Annotated in this window: 14 protein-coding genes and 1 riboswitch; of the genes, 2 read left to right on the top strand and 12 right to left on the bottom strand. The window is 43.0% G+C overall.

Going from position 1 to position 18374, the window contains the following annotated elements:
• Positions 1 to 5 precede the first annotated feature (5 nt).
• Positions 6 to 206, bottom strand: a riboswitch (cobalamin riboswitch).
• A gap of 341 nt (positions 207 to 547) precedes the next feature.
• Complete coding sequence (locus MHB56_RS18305; RefSeq protein ID WP_339281686.1) at positions 548 to 2269, top strand: cellulase family glycosylhydrolase; 1722 nt, start codon at positions 548 to 550, stop codon at positions 2267 to 2269.
• A 69-nt stretch (positions 2270 to 2338) separates the two neighbouring features.
• Here MHB56_RS18305 and MHB56_RS18300 read toward each other — a convergent pair whose 3' ends face one another.
• The 8 genes from MHB56_RS18300 to MHB56_RS18265 form a co-directional block, all read right to left on the bottom strand.
• On the bottom strand, positions 2339 to 2632 hold the full coding sequence (locus tag MHB56_RS18300; protein WP_076310523.1) for a transposase: 294 nt from the start codon (positions 2630 to 2632) through the stop codon (positions 2339 to 2341).
• A 21-nt stretch (positions 2633 to 2653) separates the two neighbouring features.
• Positions 2654 to 3235 carry a hypothetical protein gene (locus MHB56_RS18295; RefSeq protein WP_076305183.1) on the bottom strand — a complete coding sequence of 194 codons (582 nt, stop codon included), beginning with the start codon at positions 3233 to 3235 and terminating at the stop codon, positions 2654 to 2656.
• Between the two features lie 192 nt (positions 3236 to 3427).
• On the bottom strand, positions 3428 to 4378 hold the full coding sequence (arcC, locus tag MHB56_RS18290; RefSeq protein WP_076128616.1) for a carbamate kinase: 951 nt from the start codon (positions 4376 to 4378) through the stop codon (positions 3428 to 3430).
• A 36-nt stretch (positions 4379 to 4414) separates the two neighbouring features.
• On the bottom strand, positions 4415 to 5680 hold the full coding sequence (locus MHB56_RS18285; protein WP_339281685.1) for a tetratricopeptide repeat protein: 1266 nt from the start codon (positions 5678 to 5680) through the stop codon (positions 4415 to 4417).
• Between the two features lie 34 nt (positions 5681 to 5714).
• A complete protein-coding gene (locus tag MHB56_RS18280) occupies positions 5715 to 7256 on the bottom strand; it encodes a hypothetical protein (protein WP_036684876.1) in 1542 nt (513 codons plus the stop codon).
• An 89-nt stretch (positions 7257 to 7345) separates the two neighbouring features.
• On the bottom strand, positions 7346 to 8776 hold the full coding sequence (locus MHB56_RS18275) for a YlbE family protein (RefSeq protein ID WP_076302917.1): 1431 nt from the start codon (positions 8774 to 8776) through the stop codon (positions 7346 to 7348).
• Position 8777: 1 nt separating this feature from the next.
• The gene (gene fdrA, locus MHB56_RS18270) at positions 8778 to 10322 is read right to left on the bottom strand and encodes an acyl-CoA synthetase FdrA (protein ID WP_076302916.1); all 1545 of its coding nucleotides are present in this window, start codon (positions 10320 to 10322) and stop codon (positions 8778 to 8780) included.
• A gap of 3 nt (positions 10323 to 10325) precedes the next feature.
• The gene (locus MHB56_RS18265; RefSeq protein ID WP_081383427.1) at positions 10326 to 11036 is read right to left on the bottom strand and encodes a DUF2877 domain-containing protein; all 711 of its coding nucleotides are present in this window, start codon (positions 11034 to 11036) and stop codon (positions 10326 to 10328) included.
• Between the two features lie 541 nt (positions 11037 to 11577).
• On the opposite strand from MHB56_RS18265, the gene MHB56_RS18260 reads away from it, so the two are divergent.
• Positions 11578 to 13275, top strand: coding sequence for a PucR family transcriptional regulator (locus tag MHB56_RS18260; RefSeq protein ID WP_076305179.1), 1698 nt, complete (start codon positions 11578 to 11580; stop codon positions 13273 to 13275).
• Positions 13276 to 13332: 57 nt separating this feature from the next.
• On the opposite strand, the gene MHB56_RS18255 is transcribed toward MHB56_RS18260, so the two are convergent.
• The 4 genes from MHB56_RS18255 to bshB2 form a co-directional block, all read right to left on the bottom strand.
• Positions 13333 to 13989, bottom strand: coding sequence for a M48 family metallopeptidase (locus MHB56_RS18255; RefSeq protein WP_038574107.1), 657 nt, complete (start codon positions 13987 to 13989; stop codon positions 13333 to 13335).
• 80 nt (positions 13990 to 14069) lie between these two features.
• Complete coding sequence (locus MHB56_RS18250) at positions 14070 to 15443, bottom strand: hypothetical protein (protein ID WP_280753663.1); 1374 nt, start codon at positions 15441 to 15443, stop codon at positions 14070 to 14072.
• A gap of 165 nt (positions 15444 to 15608) precedes the next feature.
• On the bottom strand, positions 15609 to 17516 hold the full coding sequence (locus MHB56_RS18245) for a flagellin N-terminal helical domain-containing protein (RefSeq protein WP_076302913.1): 1908 nt from the start codon (positions 17514 to 17516) through the stop codon (positions 15609 to 15611).
• 203 nt (positions 17517 to 17719) lie between these two features.
• Positions 17720 to 18373 carry a bacillithiol biosynthesis deacetylase BshB2 gene (gene bshB2 / locus MHB56_RS18240; protein WP_038574105.1) on the bottom strand — a complete coding sequence of 218 codons (654 nt, stop codon included), beginning with the start codon at positions 18371 to 18373 and terminating at the stop codon, positions 17720 to 17722.
• Between the last annotated feature and the right edge of the window lies 1 nt (position 18374).

Below are 18374 nucleotides of genomic sequence, written 5' to 3'. Positions count from 1 at the left end.
GTTTGATGGTGTAACAGAAAAAGGCAGATATTCTGGCTCAAGTATCATCACCCTTGCTGCCTTCCCAGTTTCCCAGTGGCATTTTGCAAGGACTCCTCTTTCACAGCGGCGGGACCGCGCGGGATTCACACCCGCTTTCCATTTAACCAATCTATGATTGTACTTCCGCAACATTCATAGTTGGCACCTATTTCTAATTTTAAATTTTCATGCTTCATCATAACTAATATATATGCTTTTGTCATGTTATATTTCTTTTTTGTATAACGGGCAGCTAGAGATAATCCTATTGAATAACCAATTTCTACGAGTAGGGTTATTCAAATAATTTCTTTATCCAACTGTGGGGCAAATTAATTTAAATCACTAATTCTTATATGAATTTACCACAAATTAGTAAGGTACTCGCTAAGTGTATTCTATGTTAGGGTATATTCAGAAAGCGTTTACAAAATAAAACTGGAGGTGTTTGCGTTCATTTAACCACCAAGTACAGCGTCAAAGCCAGGTCCAAGCATCCTAAATTTATCTCACAAAGGAGAATTCAATGACTACGCGAATCCAGAAATCCTTCTTATCATTGACACTTGTCACCGCTCTTCTGCTCTCTCTGTTCTCATCCATGGCCGCAGCTGCAACTAAGGACGAGCAACAAGCTAAGGCAGCGCCAAAGAGTAAGATCCAATCCTATGTAGACGAAATGCAGCCCGGATGGAACCTTGGCAATACTTTAGATGCTACAGGTGAGGATGAAACCTCCTGGGGCAATCCACGTGTGACCCAAGATCTTATTAAAAAGATCGCCGCTCAAGGCTATAAAAGCATTCGGATTCCTGTGACCTGGGATACTCACATGGGTGCGGCACCAGACTATACCCTAGAAAAGGCCTACCTCGACCGTGTGGAAGAAGTTGTCGGCTGGGCACTGGACGCCAAGCTTTATGTCATGATTAATGTCCACCATGATTCCTGGCTATGGGTAAGCCATATGGAAGAAAAACACGATGAAACGCTGGCACGTTATAATGCAGCTTGGACTCAAATTGCCGATCGCTTCAAGGACAAATCCGATAAGCTGATGTTCGAGAGCATAAATGAACCTCGGTTCACCGATGGTGGAAGCACAGACGAAGCAAAAATGGAGCAAATGCTTACTGAACTTAATAACTCTTTCTATCAAATCGTGCGGAAATCCGGTGGGAAAAACGACCTCCGCCCACTTGTATTACCTTCATTAGAGTCTTCACCTACGCAAACAAGAATGGATCATCTCTATAAGACGATTACGGCTCTGAACGATCCAAATATTATTGCGACCGTTCACTTCTATGGCTTCTGGCCGTTTAGTGTGAACATTGCCGGCTACACCACATTTGAAAAAGATACAAAAAATGATATCACTCAAACTTTTGATAACGTTTACAATACATTTGTACCTAAAGGCATCCCTGTCATCGTCGGCGAATTTGGTTTATTAGGTTTCGATAAAGACACGGGTGTGATTGAACAGGGCGAGAAGCTTAAATTCTTCGAGTATCTGACTTATTATTTGAAAGAAAAGAAAATGACTTCCATGCTCTGGGATAACGGGCAGCATTTCAACCGTAAAACTTATAAGTGGTCTGACCCTGAACTCCACAATGTATTAATGTCTGGTCTGAAGGAGCGTTCCTCCAGCACCGAAAGCGATTTGGTCTACCTAAAAAAAGGTGCACAAATCAAAGATACCAAGGTTAAGCTGAACCTGAACGGAAATAAGCTAACCACCATTAGTGCCAACGGAAAGTATCTGACCAAAGGTAAAGATTACACCTTAAATGGTGAGGAGCTCATCCTCAAAGCCAGCCAACTTAAAAAGCTCACAGCTTCCCAAAAATACGGTGAAAATGCCGTGCTGACTCTGAAATTCAACAAGGGTGTTGCGTGGAGACTTAAGGTGATTGTGTATGACACAGCTAAATTAAGCGATGCAAAAGGCACGACTGAATCCTTTGCCATTCCGACCACCTTTAATGGTAACCAGCTTGCCACAATGGAAGCTGTATATACCGCTGGTGGCAATGCAGGTCCGCAGGACTGGACTCCATTTAAGGAATTCGGCAATACCTTCTCACCTTCTTATAACACTAAAGAAATCAAGCTGCTTCCCGCGTTCTTTAAAGATGTTAAAGACGGCGAGGTAATCCTGAAGTTCCACTTCTGGAATGGTGATATCATCACCTACAAGATCACGAAGAGCGGAACAAACGTTGTAGGAAAGTCCTCTTAACCCCCCGTCCTGTTAACAACACAAATAGGGGTGTCCTTCGCAGGAACATCCCTATTTGTATTGCACCGATCACATATAAACCTCGTCATACGAAATTATCATCAACCGATAAATTAAATAAACGCCAAGATAGGCTCCGGTAATAAGAAACATTGGATTTAAAAATATCGCATGGATCGAGGTCATAAATACAGCATGATCTCTTAATATTTCGTAAATTGCCAAGGCAGAAATATTTCCAAAGATAATCGTACTTAAGATCGAAACAACATTAAAAACCATACGCCACTTTATCGATTTCCCCTGTAACATCAGCATAACAATGGGAACAAGAATACTACCAAGTACGATTAGAAATTTCATCCAGCTCACCTCGGTAATTTTTTAATCGTCCAGTTCCACACTTTCGATTTGTCCGTCTGCATTTACCGTCCACTCGATTTCAACGCCATTGTTCAATCCGAGCTTGTCTTCATCTTCAATGACTATATGATCAGGAATCGTTAAGGTTTGCTCTTTACCGCCCTCCACTTGAACAGTAACCTGTTTACCCTTAACCGCAGTGATCCTTCCGTCATATTCAATCTGCTGCAAAACAATCTTTTGATTCGGATCTGTGATGGTGACCCGCTTGCCTCCGTCAGTTAGCAGCTCAACCTTTTTATGATAGTTATCTTTTAACGAAACCTCCTTGATAACTCTCTGAATGCTAACCCCCTCTGGAAGTTTCCCAGTATTTGAGCCGGGTGACGCAGATGTTAGGGGTTGTTCTGTTGCGTTATTCGTAGGTACAGGTGTAGTTGCTTCTGCAGAAGGTGCTGCGGTTTCTACTTGAGCTGTTGGAGTAGGCACTTGAGTCTCATCCGCTGCTTTAGTGCAACCACTTAGCAATACCGTACATGCACAAATACAACAAAGAATTGTAGCCCTGGTAAAACGTTGTGTTGTTCCTTTATTCGATATCATCTTTTACCCCCGCATTTTAATGTATTTTTTTCTCTATAGTGGACATAGTTTTACCTCTTATCTTCCTTTTATTCACCAGAATATGGCCATCTGAAAGCAACAGTTAGATAACAATTCATGAATATGTCAAAAAACCGCCCTGATTTAGATCAGTGGCGGTCTCCATGAAATGATGAGATAAATTAGATCCTATTAATTTACAATATGTGTGCCAGCCTGTTGGCTCATCGCAGCTTTCATATTTTCCGGATTGGTAATGATAACTCTGCGTCCCTCTTTTTTCAAAAAGCCAAGACTTGCTTCAATTTTAGGCTGCATACTGCCAGCAGGAAAATGACCCTGCTCCGCATATACCAACATTTCTGCCGCTGTAACTTCTTCAAGAGCCTTCTGCTCAGGCGTACCGAAATTCACACATACCTGAGGAACTCCTGTTGTAATGATAAGAGATTCTGCATCGATCTGTTCGGCCAGCAGACTTGTAGCAAAGTCTTTGTCAATGACTGCATCGATACCTTCGTAGGTATTATTTTCGGTTTTGATCACAGGAATCCCGCCTCCGCCAACAGCGATTACCACATAACCCGTCTCAATGAGTGATTTAATGACGTCTTTTTCAACGATATCAATCGGCTTAGGCGATGGAACAACACGGCGGTAACCTCGTCCTGAATCCTCAATGATGACCCAATCTGGCTTGGCACGCTTCATCTCCTCTGCTTGCTCAAGCGTGAAGAAGGAGCCCACTGGTTTCGAGGGAGACTGAAAATTCGGATCATTTTTGCTAACCTCGACCTGAGTAATGACTGTGGCAACCTTTTTGTCTAATCTGCGATGAATGAATTCATTTGTTAAGGCCTGCTGAATTAAATAGCCTATGCCCCCTTGCGTGCCCGCCACGCAATTGACCAGCGGAGTAACATCCATTCCAGTGACTTCCGAAGCCACCTCGCTTCGTCTCAGCTCGAATCCAACCTGTGGACCGTTGCCGTGAGTAACCACCACATCGTTGCCTGCTTGCACCAGATCAGCGATATTCACAGCAATTTCACGTACTGCCTCAGACTGATCCTCTATAGAATCGCGGCCATTGTCTTTCACCAATGAATTACCGCCAATGGCTACAACTATAAATTTACTCATTCCATTCCTCCTGACGGATCAGTTGATCCTCATTTATTAGCGTTTAAGGGCCAGCTGAAATTGTTCCTTCGCGGAGTGAAAATCCGGATTGGCAGGATTATAGCTGATAGCAATATCTATTTCTTGAATGGCCATTTCATGATCACCAAGTAAACCAAGTGACTGTGCCTTATGATGATGATATAAAGGATTGCTCGGATCGTTAGCAATTGCGTTCTCAATCGCCTCAACTGCCTCTTGATGCCGGCCAAGTGATCTCAAGCTGTTCGCCTTATGAAACGAGAAATCATACCGTTCAGGCTGCTGTTCCAGAAGCTGATCCATAACTTTAACCGCTTCCTCATGCCTGCCCAACTCTCTTAAATAATTGGATTTATGATAGCGGAAGAAGCTTTCGCCAGGATCGCGTTCTATCGCTTTGTCATACTCTGCTAACGCTTGCTCGGATCGCTTCATCATTCGGTAGGCATTTGCGGTATAGAAATAGAAATCAAGGTCATCCGGTTCGATAGTAAGTGCCTGTTGATAGGCTGCCAAAGCTTCCTCATATCTCCCGAGTTCCCCTAAGAAGTATCCTTTATAGTAATAGAAGTCTGAATTATTACTGTCCTCTTGCATTGCATGTTCCATAACCAAACTTGCTTTCAGGAAATCCTCTGCCCGAGCTAGCTCTTGAGCGCTTTGAATACTTGGATGAATCGTTAGCTTTTCTTTATTGAGAATACGGATGACCCTCTCCTGTCCCAGCTCTTCTGCATGCTGCAACGATGATTTGCCGTCACGATCCGGCAATTGAACATCCGCTCCAGCATCCACCAACAACTGAATAATATCAGAGTATAAACGGCCACCATTCCCGAGAATTACTGCCTCCAACAAGGCAGACCATCCCAGATTGTTCATATGGTTAACTGCAACGCCTGCTTCCAGGCATTTCTGAACAGTTCTTAGATACCCCTTCTCGCTGGAAGGAAGCAGTGTAGTTCCCCCAAAACGATTTACACTGGTTGTATCCGCACCTGCGGCAAGAGTTAAAGACAGAATCTCATGGAATCCATTGGCACCGGCACACAGGTAGGGTGATAACATAGTGATATCTCTTGCATTCACGTCACTGCCTGCTTCAATCAGCTTTTGAGCGAGAGGAATATGATTTTTTTGCGTTGCCGCCATCAGCGCAGTACGACCACTGGCATCCTTATGATGAACATCGGCACCACGAGCTAAAAGCTGTTCTACGGCAGCTAAATCCCCGCGATCCGCTGCTTGAATTAAATCTTCTGACAGAGTTTGATTAGTCATGGCTCTAGCTCTCCTATTTCTTTTTATCAATTATTTATTCGGATTGCAGCTTGTTCGCTGGGTCACGAAGGTCTGAAAAATGCTTATAAACAAATAATCCTGCAACCATCAAATAGGCGTATACGAACGGCATAAGTGAAGCTTGAGCAAATCCAACAGTCGGCGCGTGAATGATCCCAAATAAAGATAGGCCAGACGCGATTACAGCAAAGACAGCAGCCCGCAGTGGTTTATTCAGGATAGAGAAAATAGTGATGGAGCCCCAAATCAAGCTGCTAAGCGGTGCACCATTTCCTAAATGCATCAGGCCGTTGTAATAAACCCCTTTACTTAATAAGAGATCAATCCCCACCTTAGAAGCCGAAGTTTCAGCCGCATTAAAAATGTTGTTCGCAAGCGTTAAAGCCCAGTTAGCAATCCATGGGAACAAGGTGATAAAGATAACGGGAACTTCATTTTTAGGTGTCTCTCGAACCACCTGATTCGCCGTAACGACCCCGACATAGACCAGAATCGGAACAATCGCCACAACAGGTATGATAGACAACAGCAGTGCCCCTATACCAAAGAGACAAATAATTAACATGGAGAAACCAGAAGCTATGGTATAACCAAGTCCAGCCCCAATAGATTTCCAGCCTGCATGACCAATGTACACAGTTACCGGGAACGGATTACCTGTAAAAGCACCAATACTTGAAGCAACCCCGTTCGTTAGCATGACGTTACGAGTGTTATAAGGATCTCCCGCAGCATGTGCGCTCTCAATATTTTCAAGGTCAAAAATATAATTCGCCAGTCCCAATGGAATTGCAGAAGCCAGGTATGGCAAGGCATGCGGAATCCCTTGAATTAAGCTGGTAATATGCACCTCAGGTGGATTAAACCCCAGTGTTGAAAGAGCCGTTGTGATCGCTTCTGGATTCTGCAAGCCGAATATCCAAGCCAGCGCGGTTCCTGCAATCAGCAGCAGGAATCCTGTAGGAATTTTTTTGAATATCGGCGATTTGCCAAACCAGTTAATAAAGATGATCACAAGTACAACAAAAGCAACCACTGGTGTTTCGAAGGATTGCAGCATCGGGTTCATGGCCAGCAATAACAATCCAAGTCCAGATAAACAAGATAAAAGTACGGTTCTTGGAATAACCTTACGCAGCACATCTCCCAGAAATGAGCCGACAATAAGGATCAAAGCTTCGAACAGGCACCATACGAGACCAATTTGCAGCGCAAATGATGCATCATTGGTTTCTCTAAATACGGGAATTAACACTAGAAAAGTTACCGTAAAAATCGATGGAGCACTAGGTCCTGAAGGTAATGCGGTTATATCCGTTCGGCCTGTTTTTTTGGCTAGCTGATATCCAAACCAGCCATAAGCAATACTTGCGATAAAAATCGCGAGTCCAAACGCAGGAACGACTCTGCCGTAAACCATACCTTCCGGAAATCCTACTACAAAAATTAACAATGAAATCATCGTAAGCAGATTGGTTAAATTGTTAGCAAGCAGCCCGAAAAACGCGGCCCAATCTCCCTTTTTCCAGAACATCTTCATAAATACTTGATCCATAATAAATCTCCCCCTAGATCGTTAGCGCTTACATACCAATGGCTTATGAAGCCCTCAGGCCCTTGAATAGGCCTGAAGGGCGGGTGGTTCTATGAATGCATGCTCTGGCTAAAAGCGAGAATGGCTTGCTCGAAACACTCGATTGGAGGATGAGTGATTCCGGCTCCAATCATTCCGATGCCTGGATCCTTATGGGCAATAGCCGTGTTGATCACTGGCATAATGCTGGTTTGACCCACTTTACGAATATCGATTCCAGTAGGAATTCCGCGGAAGTTCAACAAAGGAATCGTCACATTTGGATTCTCCGTCGTAGTAATTTCCTTCATTTTCACAGAATAGTTCATGGCATCATCTACGGTTCCCCCAACTAATGCTACAATCGCCGGCGCGGTTGCCATGGCGAAGCCACCTATACCATACGTTTCGGTAATCGCACTGTCACCGATATCGAGTCCCGAATCTTCCGGCTTATACCCTGCAAACATCGGTCCGACAACCTTTTGCGCAGGGCCGGTAAACCAGGTATTGCCTGGCATTCCACTGACACGAATACCGAATTCCACGCCATTGCGGGCCATCGTTGTTACGATGGTGCTATGCTCGATGCCATGGGCAGCATCAAGCGCACATTTACAAAGAGCCATCCAGGTTGGTCCGGAGAAATAATCACTCATTGCCACAAAATCGAACACTTCGATTTTCTGCTCATTAGTAAAATCCGTTCTCAGGATAAGCGGCGTTAATGCCTGAATCAAAAGAGTCGTTCCAGCGTTGTTGCGGTTATGGCATTCATCTCCCATATGGAGCGCCTGTGATAACATGAGCCGCAGATCAATGCCGTTCTCAGAGAACTTCATCGCCTCACGCAGCATCGGTCCAAGCACATCTCTCATCCAGATCAAACGGGCAACGACCGTTTCATCGTTTGCACCCATCCGCAAGATTTTCGACAGTTGCTCACTAAGGTTCGTATAAGCGATGTTGCCATACGTTTTATTCTCTACAATGTGCATGAACATAGAGGCTGAGGTTACCCCTGCCATGGACCCCACACAATTATGCTCGTGACAAGGGGAGAACGTAATCTCACCTGATGCCGCTAGTTCGGCAGCTTCATTCAGATCCTTCGCCAAGCCCTCAAAGACCAAAGCGCCGGTAACTGCACCTTTCATGGGACCACTCATCTTATCCCAGGTAATCGGAGGCCCTGCATGTAATATCGTAGTCTTAGTCATCCCTGGTACGACATTGATCGCTTGATCAAAACCAACCAATACCGGTTGTGAATTCACGATTCGCTCTACAGCCAGCTTGTTGGCAGCCTCAATCTTTGCAGCAATCCCCTCTTGCTCTAACGCATCCAGTGCGGCAATTAATTCGGGCTTACCTCCACCAGGTGGCTTCCATTCCAGATGGGTTACGTTGCCTTTTTGCTTCAGGATATCATCCTTGAACATTTCTAGGCCGACATTGATAACGTGAAGTTCACTCTTAAATAACTCATTGATTCTGCTCATGTTATACTCCCTTCTCTACAAAACCTCTGGCAAGAAGTCCTGCATTCGTATTACTGCTTGCATAGGTAACGCCCGCGGATACCAGCTTATCAAGCTGTTCTTGGACGAAAGGTGTATCCAGATCGGTTCCAAGTACATAGCCGACAATCTCCAAATGTCTGCCTTCTTGTTCCGCTGCTTGCTTAGCCTCAATAATTGCAGGCACCATAACACCTACTGGATCCTCATGCGATCCATAGCCTAATACAAAATCCATAATGATCACGCCCACCGCCGGGTCCTTTGCTTCCTGCTTGAATCTGGCAATCCGTGAAGAAGGATCAATCATCGGATGTGGTTTGCCGTTAGTGAACCCATCATCCCCAAAGTCAATAAACGTATGCGCTTGGCTGATATGGATATCACCCAGCTGATATTCCGGATCTTTTGGAATATTGCTATAGACATCGTCGTATTTCTCCATCGCTAGATACATTGCTTCATCACATAAAGTACCGCCGCAGAATAACCCACGAATATACTTCTGTTCTGGCTTCAGCTTGACCTTAATCTCCTCAATCAGCGGAAGGTTTAGCGGATGCTTGTCAATTTGACTCTCATCAATGCCGGATAGAATTACCGCCTTTAGCGCGGCCTCTTTGGTTGTTTTGGCAAAATGTCCACCTGCTTCCAGAACAGCTTCCTCCGTTCCTCCGATAAAGCAGACCACGACAGGCTTATGCATATTTTTGATTTCATTCAGCACTTTTTGTTCCACACTTTTGGCGGGTGGCTTGGAAATCAACACAATGACCTTAGTGGCTTCGTCTTCGTTAAGCGCTTTCATCGCATCAAGCATCATTACTCCGCCGACACGTTCACTTAGGTCTCTGCCGCCTGTGCCAATCAACTGTGAGATGCCTCCGCCAAAATCGTGAATCCGCACGCTGATTTCCTGACTTCCTGTGCCGGATGCACCCACGATGCCGATATTGCCTTTACGAACCTTATTGGCAAAACATAAGGCCATATTTCCAATGATCGCGGTTCCGCAATCCGGCCCCATCATCAGCAATCCACGCTCATGTGCTATTTTTTTTAATTCAATTTCGTCTTCTACGCTTACGTTGTCACTGAACATCATGACATGTAGATTATTCTCCAGCGCTTTTCTTGCTTCTCTGGCTGCAAACGCTCCGTTGACTGAAATCACTGCAAGATTAGCTGCTGTCATATTCTTCACTGCCGACTCAATTGTTGGATATTTAAGCTCTGTACCGCCAACTGCACTGTCTTTTTTAATAAACAGCTCTTCGATTGCTTCAAAGGCAACTTCAGCCAGCTCAGGGGATGCTGCTTTGATTACGATCATCAGGTCACTATTCTTAGCTTCCTCTAGCTCAGGGGTTATCAGCCCTACATTCGCTAATACCTCTTTATTCATTTGAGTAGCCATTGCGATAAAAGCTTGTTCGACACCCTCTATTTGATTCGCTTTGGTCGACAACGACATGAGCGAGACGGAATCAAAGTATGTGTTTCTTTTAATTACTATTTTAGTCGACATATCTTACCTCCAACGTTGTTCTAGATTAAGATTCAAACCGCTAATGATCCCCAAGGCAATATCTGTTCCGGAAGAAGAACCTATATCCAGCACTGCCGATAAGCCAAGAAGCATATTTTCCTTACTCTCATACATGAGCGAATGCAGCATCTGACCCATTGACTCTCTCACCTGACCCCAAGCCGCTTTTTTCAGAGCCATATAGCTTATTTCATTCGTTAATTCAGCTGCTTCGTTCACGACTTCCCTGCACCACGGCTGATATTTACTAATAGGACTCTGAGGCAGATGGATCGCAGCAAACAATCCAACTAAAAAATCATCTCCCGACGGAGTCAGCCCTGAGCCTAACCCCATTAGTCGAATTGCATAATGAGTAGCCTCTTCCATGCTGTCATTCGCCAAGGCATTGAGAAGACCTGAAGATCGCTCTTCCAGCAGCCGCATCGTTTCTCTCTCAAAGCTGCTAGAACCCGCAAACTGCTTCATACCGCCTGCTTTTCCATAGCTATTGATAAAAGCCCTTGCCGCAGCCAAATTATCTCTTAGCGTCTTTACTTCTATTGGAAAAATAGATAAAGAGCTCTGCCAAACTGTCAGTTCCTTGATCGATATTGAAAGCTTAGTGCCAATATATAATTGATCATTCTCCGCAAAAACTTCATCTCCCACAACCAGTCCAAGATCCGAAAAACTACTAACCTCTGTGATCAAAGTATTAGGCGCATTATCTATCCTACTGCTCGCAATGGTATATAATTCATCAGTTGCCTTGCACCTTACATTTATCGTCCGCTCAAATATGCTGTGTACATTTCCGAAAAATCTTGATTCTCGAATCCGATGAAAGAACGCGCTATCACTGGATATCCCAGCTTTTAAATAAGAGGTACACTTGCTCTGAGAATGCTCCGTTTGATCGCCCCCTTGAGAAGGAAGTAGATAATGGTTTGGTCACTTACTGTCAGGTTATCCTATATAGAAAGCGTTCTCATAAAAAAACCGTAACGGTTGATGATGAATGATAGAAGATGTTACACTCAGTTCATAAAATTCCAAGAATGATGAAGATTGAGCTGCTTTCTGTGTGAAAAAGGATATTTTTGTGAAATATATCACAGTTTAACGGATAAACGTTACCTGACACCCTTATTGTAGTCCTCCGTACACTGGGGGTCATCATACAAGAACACTAAAAACAACAAGTAATCACTATGCACATTGCACAATGGGCGAAGATGAGAGGTGTGAATTGATGCTAACGATAAAAGATATCTTACAAATCAAATCCATCGAAGGCATAAAGATCGTTGCGGGGCATTCTGGCCTAAACAATCAAATCTCCGTAGTTAATATCATCGAGAATCCGGACGTATTTGACTGGCTGACCTCGAACGAGCTGCTTTTATCCACCGGATATATCTTCAAAGACAGCACGGAGCTGCAGAACAAATTCATTCATGAGCTGGTGGAGAATAACTGTGCAGGACTCTGCATCAAAATGAAGCGATATTTCGATGCTATCCCGCAGAATATGATCGAGCTTGCTGATAAGCATGGACTCCCGCTACTGGAGCTCCCTTTTGAATACACCTTGTCCAGAGTCATTGCGATCATTAACGAAAAGACCAACGCGGATTACGATGCTGTGAACCGACGCTCGCTCGACCTTCATAATGCGCTGTTCAAAATCGCACTCGAAGGAGGCGGTATTGAGCAAATATCGGCGGAATTGTCCGACACGATCCATAACCCTGTTCTTATATTAGATAGAGACTGGAACCTACTCTGCTATACAGATCATAAGGATAACCCATCTCCACTTCAGGAATTCCTGCCACTGGTGAAGAACAGGCCTGTTTTTCCACCAGAGTTCACGGTAGCTTTCCCAAAGTATATTACTGAAATCAAAAAATCCATCAAACGCACCTACTATTCTCAGGGACAGCCGTACAAGTGCTGCATTATGCCGGTTTCTGTATCCAGTAACGCTTACGCGTATATCGTCGTTCTGCAAACGGTACGCAAGCTGGTTGAATTTGACTACACCGCGTTAGAGCATGTATCCACGATGCTTGCACTGGACCGGATCAAAGCCAAGGAAATCGAAGAGGTAAAGCATAAAATTAGGCAGGACTTCTTCGACGACTTATTAGCTGGCAATATTACTTCAACAGAAACACTGCATTCCCTATCTGCTATGCATGGGCTTAAAGTTAACTATGCGTATTACTGTACAGTTATCCATATTGAAGCTACACAGCTGGAAAACTACACGGACATGGTTTATAGAAAATACGAAATGGAGCATATGGTCAAAAAATGTGTCAATTTGATCTATGGCTTGTCCAGTAATGCAGGTGGAGAGCTAATCTGTTACTATCGCAATCAGCAAATTATCATCTTGATCGGAAAAAATGAAAATAAACCGCCAATTTCCGTAAGCGATACGAAAGCCTTTGCTCAAGAGGTGCTGCAGTTGCTGGCTCAGGAAATGACTAAAAATCATTTTCTCATCGGCATTGGCAGTCAGTATAAGACACTTGCTTCGCTCCATCGAAGCTTCTTCGAGGCCCAGGAAGCTATGCGGCTCATGCAGCGGTTTAATAAAGACAGCCGGAGCATTGCTCACTTCGAGGATTATTCTGTCTATCATTTTTTGGATTCCAATATTAAGCCTACGGAAATGGAGACATTCTTTAACAAAGTTCTGGGAGGCATCCATGAACATGACCAGACGATGAACACGAGATTCATGTCTACCTTGGAGTATTATTTTATGTACAATCAGAATGTAACCGAAGCCGCCAAAGCGATGTTTATTCACCGCAACACCTTTATTTACCGGATTGATAAAATCAAAGATTTGCTAAATATAGATCTGAAAAACTCAGATGAGCTATTCGAGATTCAACTGGCACTTAACCTCTATCGATTGCTGCAAAGGGGTTAAAATAACGAAGGGTATTCCCGGCAACCATTACTCTAGTTGCACTGGAATACCCTTTTTTCATAACGTCATAGCCCGTCCATATCTTGCTAAATATTCTTCCTTCTCCTTATAATCCGGCATTAGGCTTCCAACCCGTCGCCAAAAGGAGCGATCATGGTTCATATGCAGCAAATGACATAACTCATGGATGATCACATAATCGATAACCTCCACGGGAGCCATGGCCAGACGATAGTTAAAGGTTAGCTTTTTATCGGAGCTGCAGCTTCCCCATTTGGTCCTGGACTCTACAATCTCGATACTCTTAGGTTTTACTCTAAGCTGCGTCTGGTACCTAGTGATCCGCTCTCCTATAAGCTTCTTGCAGCTAGAGAAATAGAACTTTTTCAGCTTTAACTGAAGTTGTTCTTCACTTAGCTCCGCTGTCTCTATAAGCTCATGCAGAGAATAATATTTGCCTAGATACAGGAACTTTCCTTCATCTTCGTACGCTCTGATCATCTTTGGTGTTTCACGAGCCGCTTCGAGACTTTGCAGCTTCTCCACAATCATTTTTCCATTACGCTCAACCACACTTTTAATCGTCTCTTCAGATGTTTTCTTAGGTACCTTGAGTGTTATGCGCCCTGACGAATCTATATGAATGGAGATTTTTTTCCCGTTTCCATATTGAACATTAAACTCGATCACCTGATTGTCGTAATCAATCTTCATACCCACCATCGTTTCTATAAGATTATTCGCAATAAAAAAGAAGAACGCACCTAGGCGTTCTCCTATTTTAACACGATTCCTCAGTACACCGGATATCCCGCTACAAACATTGCCAAGTACAGTATACTACCCACAACAGATATAACAGTGAGTGCAACATCCTTCGGCTTTTCATTAGTGAGCGCAACGGCTGCAAAAGCTAGCGGAAATGCAACAAGCAAATAACGCGGGGCTGACAGCAACCAGGTAGCTCCCACTACGAAAGCAAAATACACGATAAAATAAGCAGTGTAGGATGGCCGTAGTTTTCTCGCTCCCATAAACATGATAATTAGTGCTGAGAATATAGCGATTAAATTGGGCAGCCACATGCCGAGAAAAGAACGGCTATCTCCACTTTTAAAGGTGCCCACCGCATATTCCATCTGATATCTTACGGTATCGAAAAAAAGATAGAACTTCTGTGACCAATGCTCCCTCTGGTAAATACTGAACTGAAAAGCATTTCCCGTAACATAGTAGTTGATATAAAGATAAGCCAGCATACCCATCGATATGATAGCAAGACAACCAATGGCAGTGGTCAGTTTATGTATAAACGCTTTTTTATCTAGTAATTTATAATTCCCGATAAGTTCCCGTGCAAATTCAATCGCAACCGGTACAATCAACAGCACCCCTGGAGAACGCGTATATGCTGCGAGTGCACCGCATAAACATCCGATGAGCCATTCTTTTTTTCTCACAAAATATAAACACAACAGCGATAAGGCCAGAAATAAAGATTCGGTCATTGGGATGAAGAAAAAGAACGCAGCCGGAAATATAAAAATATACTTTACTACTCGCATAGCACTCTTTCGATGCATGTCTAGTGCGGCAAGCTCATAGGCGACCAAGGCAGCGACAAGCGAGCAAATATTAGAAACGATGAATCCAGCGACGAGATAATTCCCTACAAATACCTGAACTACTTTAATTAGATTTGGAAAAAAAGGAAAAAACACAATATGGTATTTCGGATCTCCCTCCGTCACATACCAATTCTCCGCGATGCCCAAATAATGTGAAGCGTCGATCCCCGATATATGCCAGGTCTCAGCTATTTTGCTAAACAAACCACCGGAATAGCCATTCTGTATGATCAAAAATATATACCCGATAATCATAAGCAAGACCCTACTAGCCACAACCCAGCCGATAATATATAGCCAAGCCTGCTTTCTGTCCCGTATTTTATCTTCCAGAGTTACTTCAGGTGCTGGATTTGTCAGAACAAAATCTGTCAAAACAGGTATAGTGCGGAGTCCCAATAATACAAAAAGTACGAAACAGGCTACGGAAGCAAGGGTACCCATCATAGTCCAACTAGTGGTCGAGTTTACCCAGAAAATAGCCGTCACCATCATAATGAACATGAAGATGAAGGAAATGATTTTGTCGTGCTTTTTCATTTGAACCTCCAAAGATAAATTCTTACAATAATCTAGTTAAAAAAGGAAAATATTACGCATAGAAATATAATAGTCTCTGGAAATTTTTTTGTAAATCATTTCTTAGATCATCATAGATTCTAAAAAAAGCCTATGCACTGAAATGCATAGACTGTATGTATAGCCCTATTTTAACAACTCTAACACGCCTTGAGGCTGTTGATTAGCTTGAGCCAACATCGCTTGTGATGCTTGAGATAAGACATTGTATTTGGTAAGCTTCATCATTTCCTTTGCCATATCCGCATCTCTTATTCGTGATTCAGCTGCTGTTAAGTTTACTTCGTAATTGGTTAGGTTATTATGGATATGTTCTAATGCATTTTGATACGCGCCGTACATTGAACGCCTGGATGAAACGGTATTTATAGCTTTGTCTATTTTCGAAATCGCTAATTCGGCACCTTGTCTAGTTGAAAGATCTATATCCGCAATTCCCAGAGCAGTAGTTCTAGCATCTGTTAATTTAACAGCGAAGTTATTCCCAGAGTTTGCTCCCACCTGAAGATTTACTGTTTTGTAATCATATGTGGTACCAGGGTTTGATCCGTAAGATACATTGAAATTGGTTATCCCAGTTGTAGTTGAAAAAGTGTAACTTCCGTCATCATTACTAATAATGTTATTTAGTCTATCCGTAGAGCCCCCACCATTTAGATTAACATTAGCCAATTCATTACCCTGTGGATCAAAGATGGAAAGACGATAATTATTATCTACTATTCCTCCAACGATGTAATTCCCATCTTTCATTTCTGTAATGCTAGTAAGTTGACTGGAGTTGGAAGTTTCATTTGAGATATTCTTCTCCCACAATACGTTTCCACTACTGTCTAGTTTATAGATTAATCCACTAGTTTTAGTAGAGTCGTTATAAGAACCAACAATTATGGCCCCTCCATCACTGGTTGCGATGGCCCGGTAACCTTCATCATCCCCAGCAGCACCGACTCGTGTGTCCCATAACGGATTTAAGTTACTATCATATTTCACAACCCAGCTTGACTTATCGGTATAAGAACCGTTTAGTTGGAGACTTGATGAACCAATAGCCAAATAACCGCCGTCAGCAGTTTCAATAATAGAATTAAATTCTTCGCTTCCATAGCCAACAGGATTGGATTGTGAAGAACCCACTATCGAGGTGGATTGTTGCACACCACTACTATTAAATTTAGCCATAAGGCCATCCCAATTTTGAATACCGGAACCCGTCCCTGCCACAATAAAGGAACCGTCACTAGTCTCAATTACTTCATTCCCCATAATGGAGTAGACACCAGATACCCCTGTACTCCACTGCTCATTCAAATTCGCATCCCATTTAATTATATTTATCCTTTGATCGGAAATTGCCCCTGCTGAGAAATCATTTCCTAATAAAATATAACCACCATCACTAGATTCCTTAATACTATACACATCCATATTAGGAATTGCTTGTGACCAAACCAGATTACCCATACTATCTAATTTGAAGGGATTATTACCGGGAATTCTTATTCCGACGTAACCTCCATCTGAAGTCTTAGATAAATCTCTGGCAGGTATGTTAGCGGTCCAGTTCGTACTTATATTGCCCTGTACTGGGGTAATATTCGTGTTTACTTCGAGGTCATTATTCAATAAATAAATTCCATTAAATTGAGTGTTATTAGCAATATCATTTATCCCAAGCTTTATCTGCTCAACTTCTTTTTGAATCAATGTTCGATCAAAATTTGTTAAGGTATCATTTGAAGCCTGTATTGCAAGCTCCCGTAGTCTTAGCAGATTAGGATCTTGTATAGTTCCAAGTCCACTCTCAGCAGTCTGAATTAGTGAAATACCATCCTGTGTATTCCTTGCTGCCTGAGACAATCCACGAATCTGTGCTCTCATTTTCTCAGAAATTGCTAATCCTGCAGCATCATCTGCCGCTATATTTATCCGAAGTCCAGAAGATAACCTCTCTAGTGAACTTGTAATAGATTTATTATTTTTATTTAATCTGTTCAAACTATTTAAAGACGTGATGTTGTGACCGATTCGCATTTAATCACCTTTCAATTGTTAGTATCTTCTATATCGGATAGTCCTTAGTAATTTTTTAGGTCAAATTACCCGTGTCTTAAGGCCTCGCCTTAAATTCCCACCGTCCCCCGCTGAAAAGTTGAATATTCACATACAAAAACGGCGATCTATCACCGGTTAAGCACCGACAACAGATCACCGCTAAAATTCTGACTAGATCATTATCATTCAAACGGATAAATCCAGAAATGTTCTGTTCCAAAACGAGCTTGGATCTCTTTATCATTTAAAGGTTTGCTGCCCAACAGCTCAGCAGCTTGGAATTGGGAACGATGCGCCTGAATGGACGCCATCTTGTGCTTGAGGAAATCTCTCACATCATTGATAACCTTTGGCTCCCCAATCTCTACAATATTATTAGCAAAAGCTATACAGTGAACAGGAGGTCTTTCTTCCTTTGGAAGTCTTGCAACGGTTCGGATCACTGCGGCTCCAGTAGCATCGTGATCAGGATGTACGCTGTACCCTGGATAGAAAGTGATGATCAACGAAGGTTTAAGCTCTTTCAAGAGCGCATCAATCTGCCCATCGAGCAAGACTTGATCTTCGAATTCTATCGTCTTGTCGTGAAAACCAAGCATTCTTAAATCCTGTATGCCAATAGCCTCGCAGGATTCCTCCAGCTCCTTCTTACGTATTTCTGGGAGGGTTACCCGATTTGCGAAGGGCGGGATGCCCATATTGCGGCCCATTTCTCCAAGCGTTAGGCATGCGTAGGTAACTTGGGTCCCATTTTGTATATGTTTGGCAAGGGTACCTGATATACCGAAGGCCTCATCATCCGGATGTGGCAAAATAACAAGAATATGTTTTTCCACA

The organism is Paenibacillus sp. FSL H8-0315 (genome assembly GCF_038005365.1).
Taxonomy (GTDB): domain Bacteria; phylum Bacillota; class Bacilli; order Paenibacillales; family Paenibacillaceae; genus Paenibacillus_AQ; species Paenibacillus_AQ odorifer.
Note: the sequence above shows the minus strand (reverse complement) of the source record. Positions and strands in the feature narration are given on the sequence as shown.

Bases quoted from the DNA above. Each gene is read 5' to 3' on its own strand.
- MHB56_RS18275 (WP_076302917.1), bottom strand. From the start codon at position 8,776: ATGAGCAGAATCAATGAGTTATTTAAGAGTGAACTTCACGTTATCAAT.
- fdrA (WP_076302916.1), bottom strand. From the start codon at position 10,322: ATGTCGACTAAAATAGTAATTAAAAGAAACACATACTTTGATTCCGTC.
- MHB56_RS18305 (WP_339281686.1), top strand. From the start codon at position 548: ATGACTACGCGAATCCAGAAATCCTTCTTATCATTGACACTTGTCACC.
- MHB56_RS18260 (WP_076305179.1), top strand. From the start codon at position 11,578: ATGCTAACGATAAAAGATATCTTACAAATCAAATCCATCGAAGGCATA.
- MHB56_RS18295 (WP_076305183.1), bottom strand. From the start codon at position 3,235: ATGATATCGAATAAAGGAACAACACAACGTTTTACCAGGGCTACAATT.
- arcC (WP_076128616.1), bottom strand. From the start codon at position 4,378: ATGAGTAAATTTATAGTTGTAGCCATTGGCGGTAATTCATTGGTGAAA.
- MHB56_RS18250 (WP_280753663.1), bottom strand. From the start codon at position 15,443: ATGAAAAAGCACGACAAAATCATTTCCTTCATCTTCATGTTCATTATG.
- MHB56_RS18280 (WP_036684876.1), bottom strand. From the start codon at position 7,256: ATGGATCAAGTATTTATGAAGATGTTCTGGAAAAAGGGAGATTGGGCC.
- MHB56_RS18300 (WP_076310523.1), bottom strand. From the start codon at position 2,632: ATGAAATTTCTAATCGTACTTGGTAGTATTCTTGTTCCCATTGTTATG.
- MHB56_RS18245 (WP_076302913.1), bottom strand. From the start codon at position 17,516: ATGCGAATCGGTCACAACATCACGTCTTTAAATAGTTTGAACAGATTA.
- MHB56_RS18255 (WP_038574107.1), bottom strand. From the start codon at position 13,989: ATGAAGATTGATTACGACAATCAGGTGATCGAGTTTAATGTTCAATAT.
- MHB56_RS18285 (WP_339281685.1), bottom strand. From the start codon at position 5,680: ATGACTAATCAAACTCTGTCAGAAGATTTAATTCAAGCAGCGGATCGC.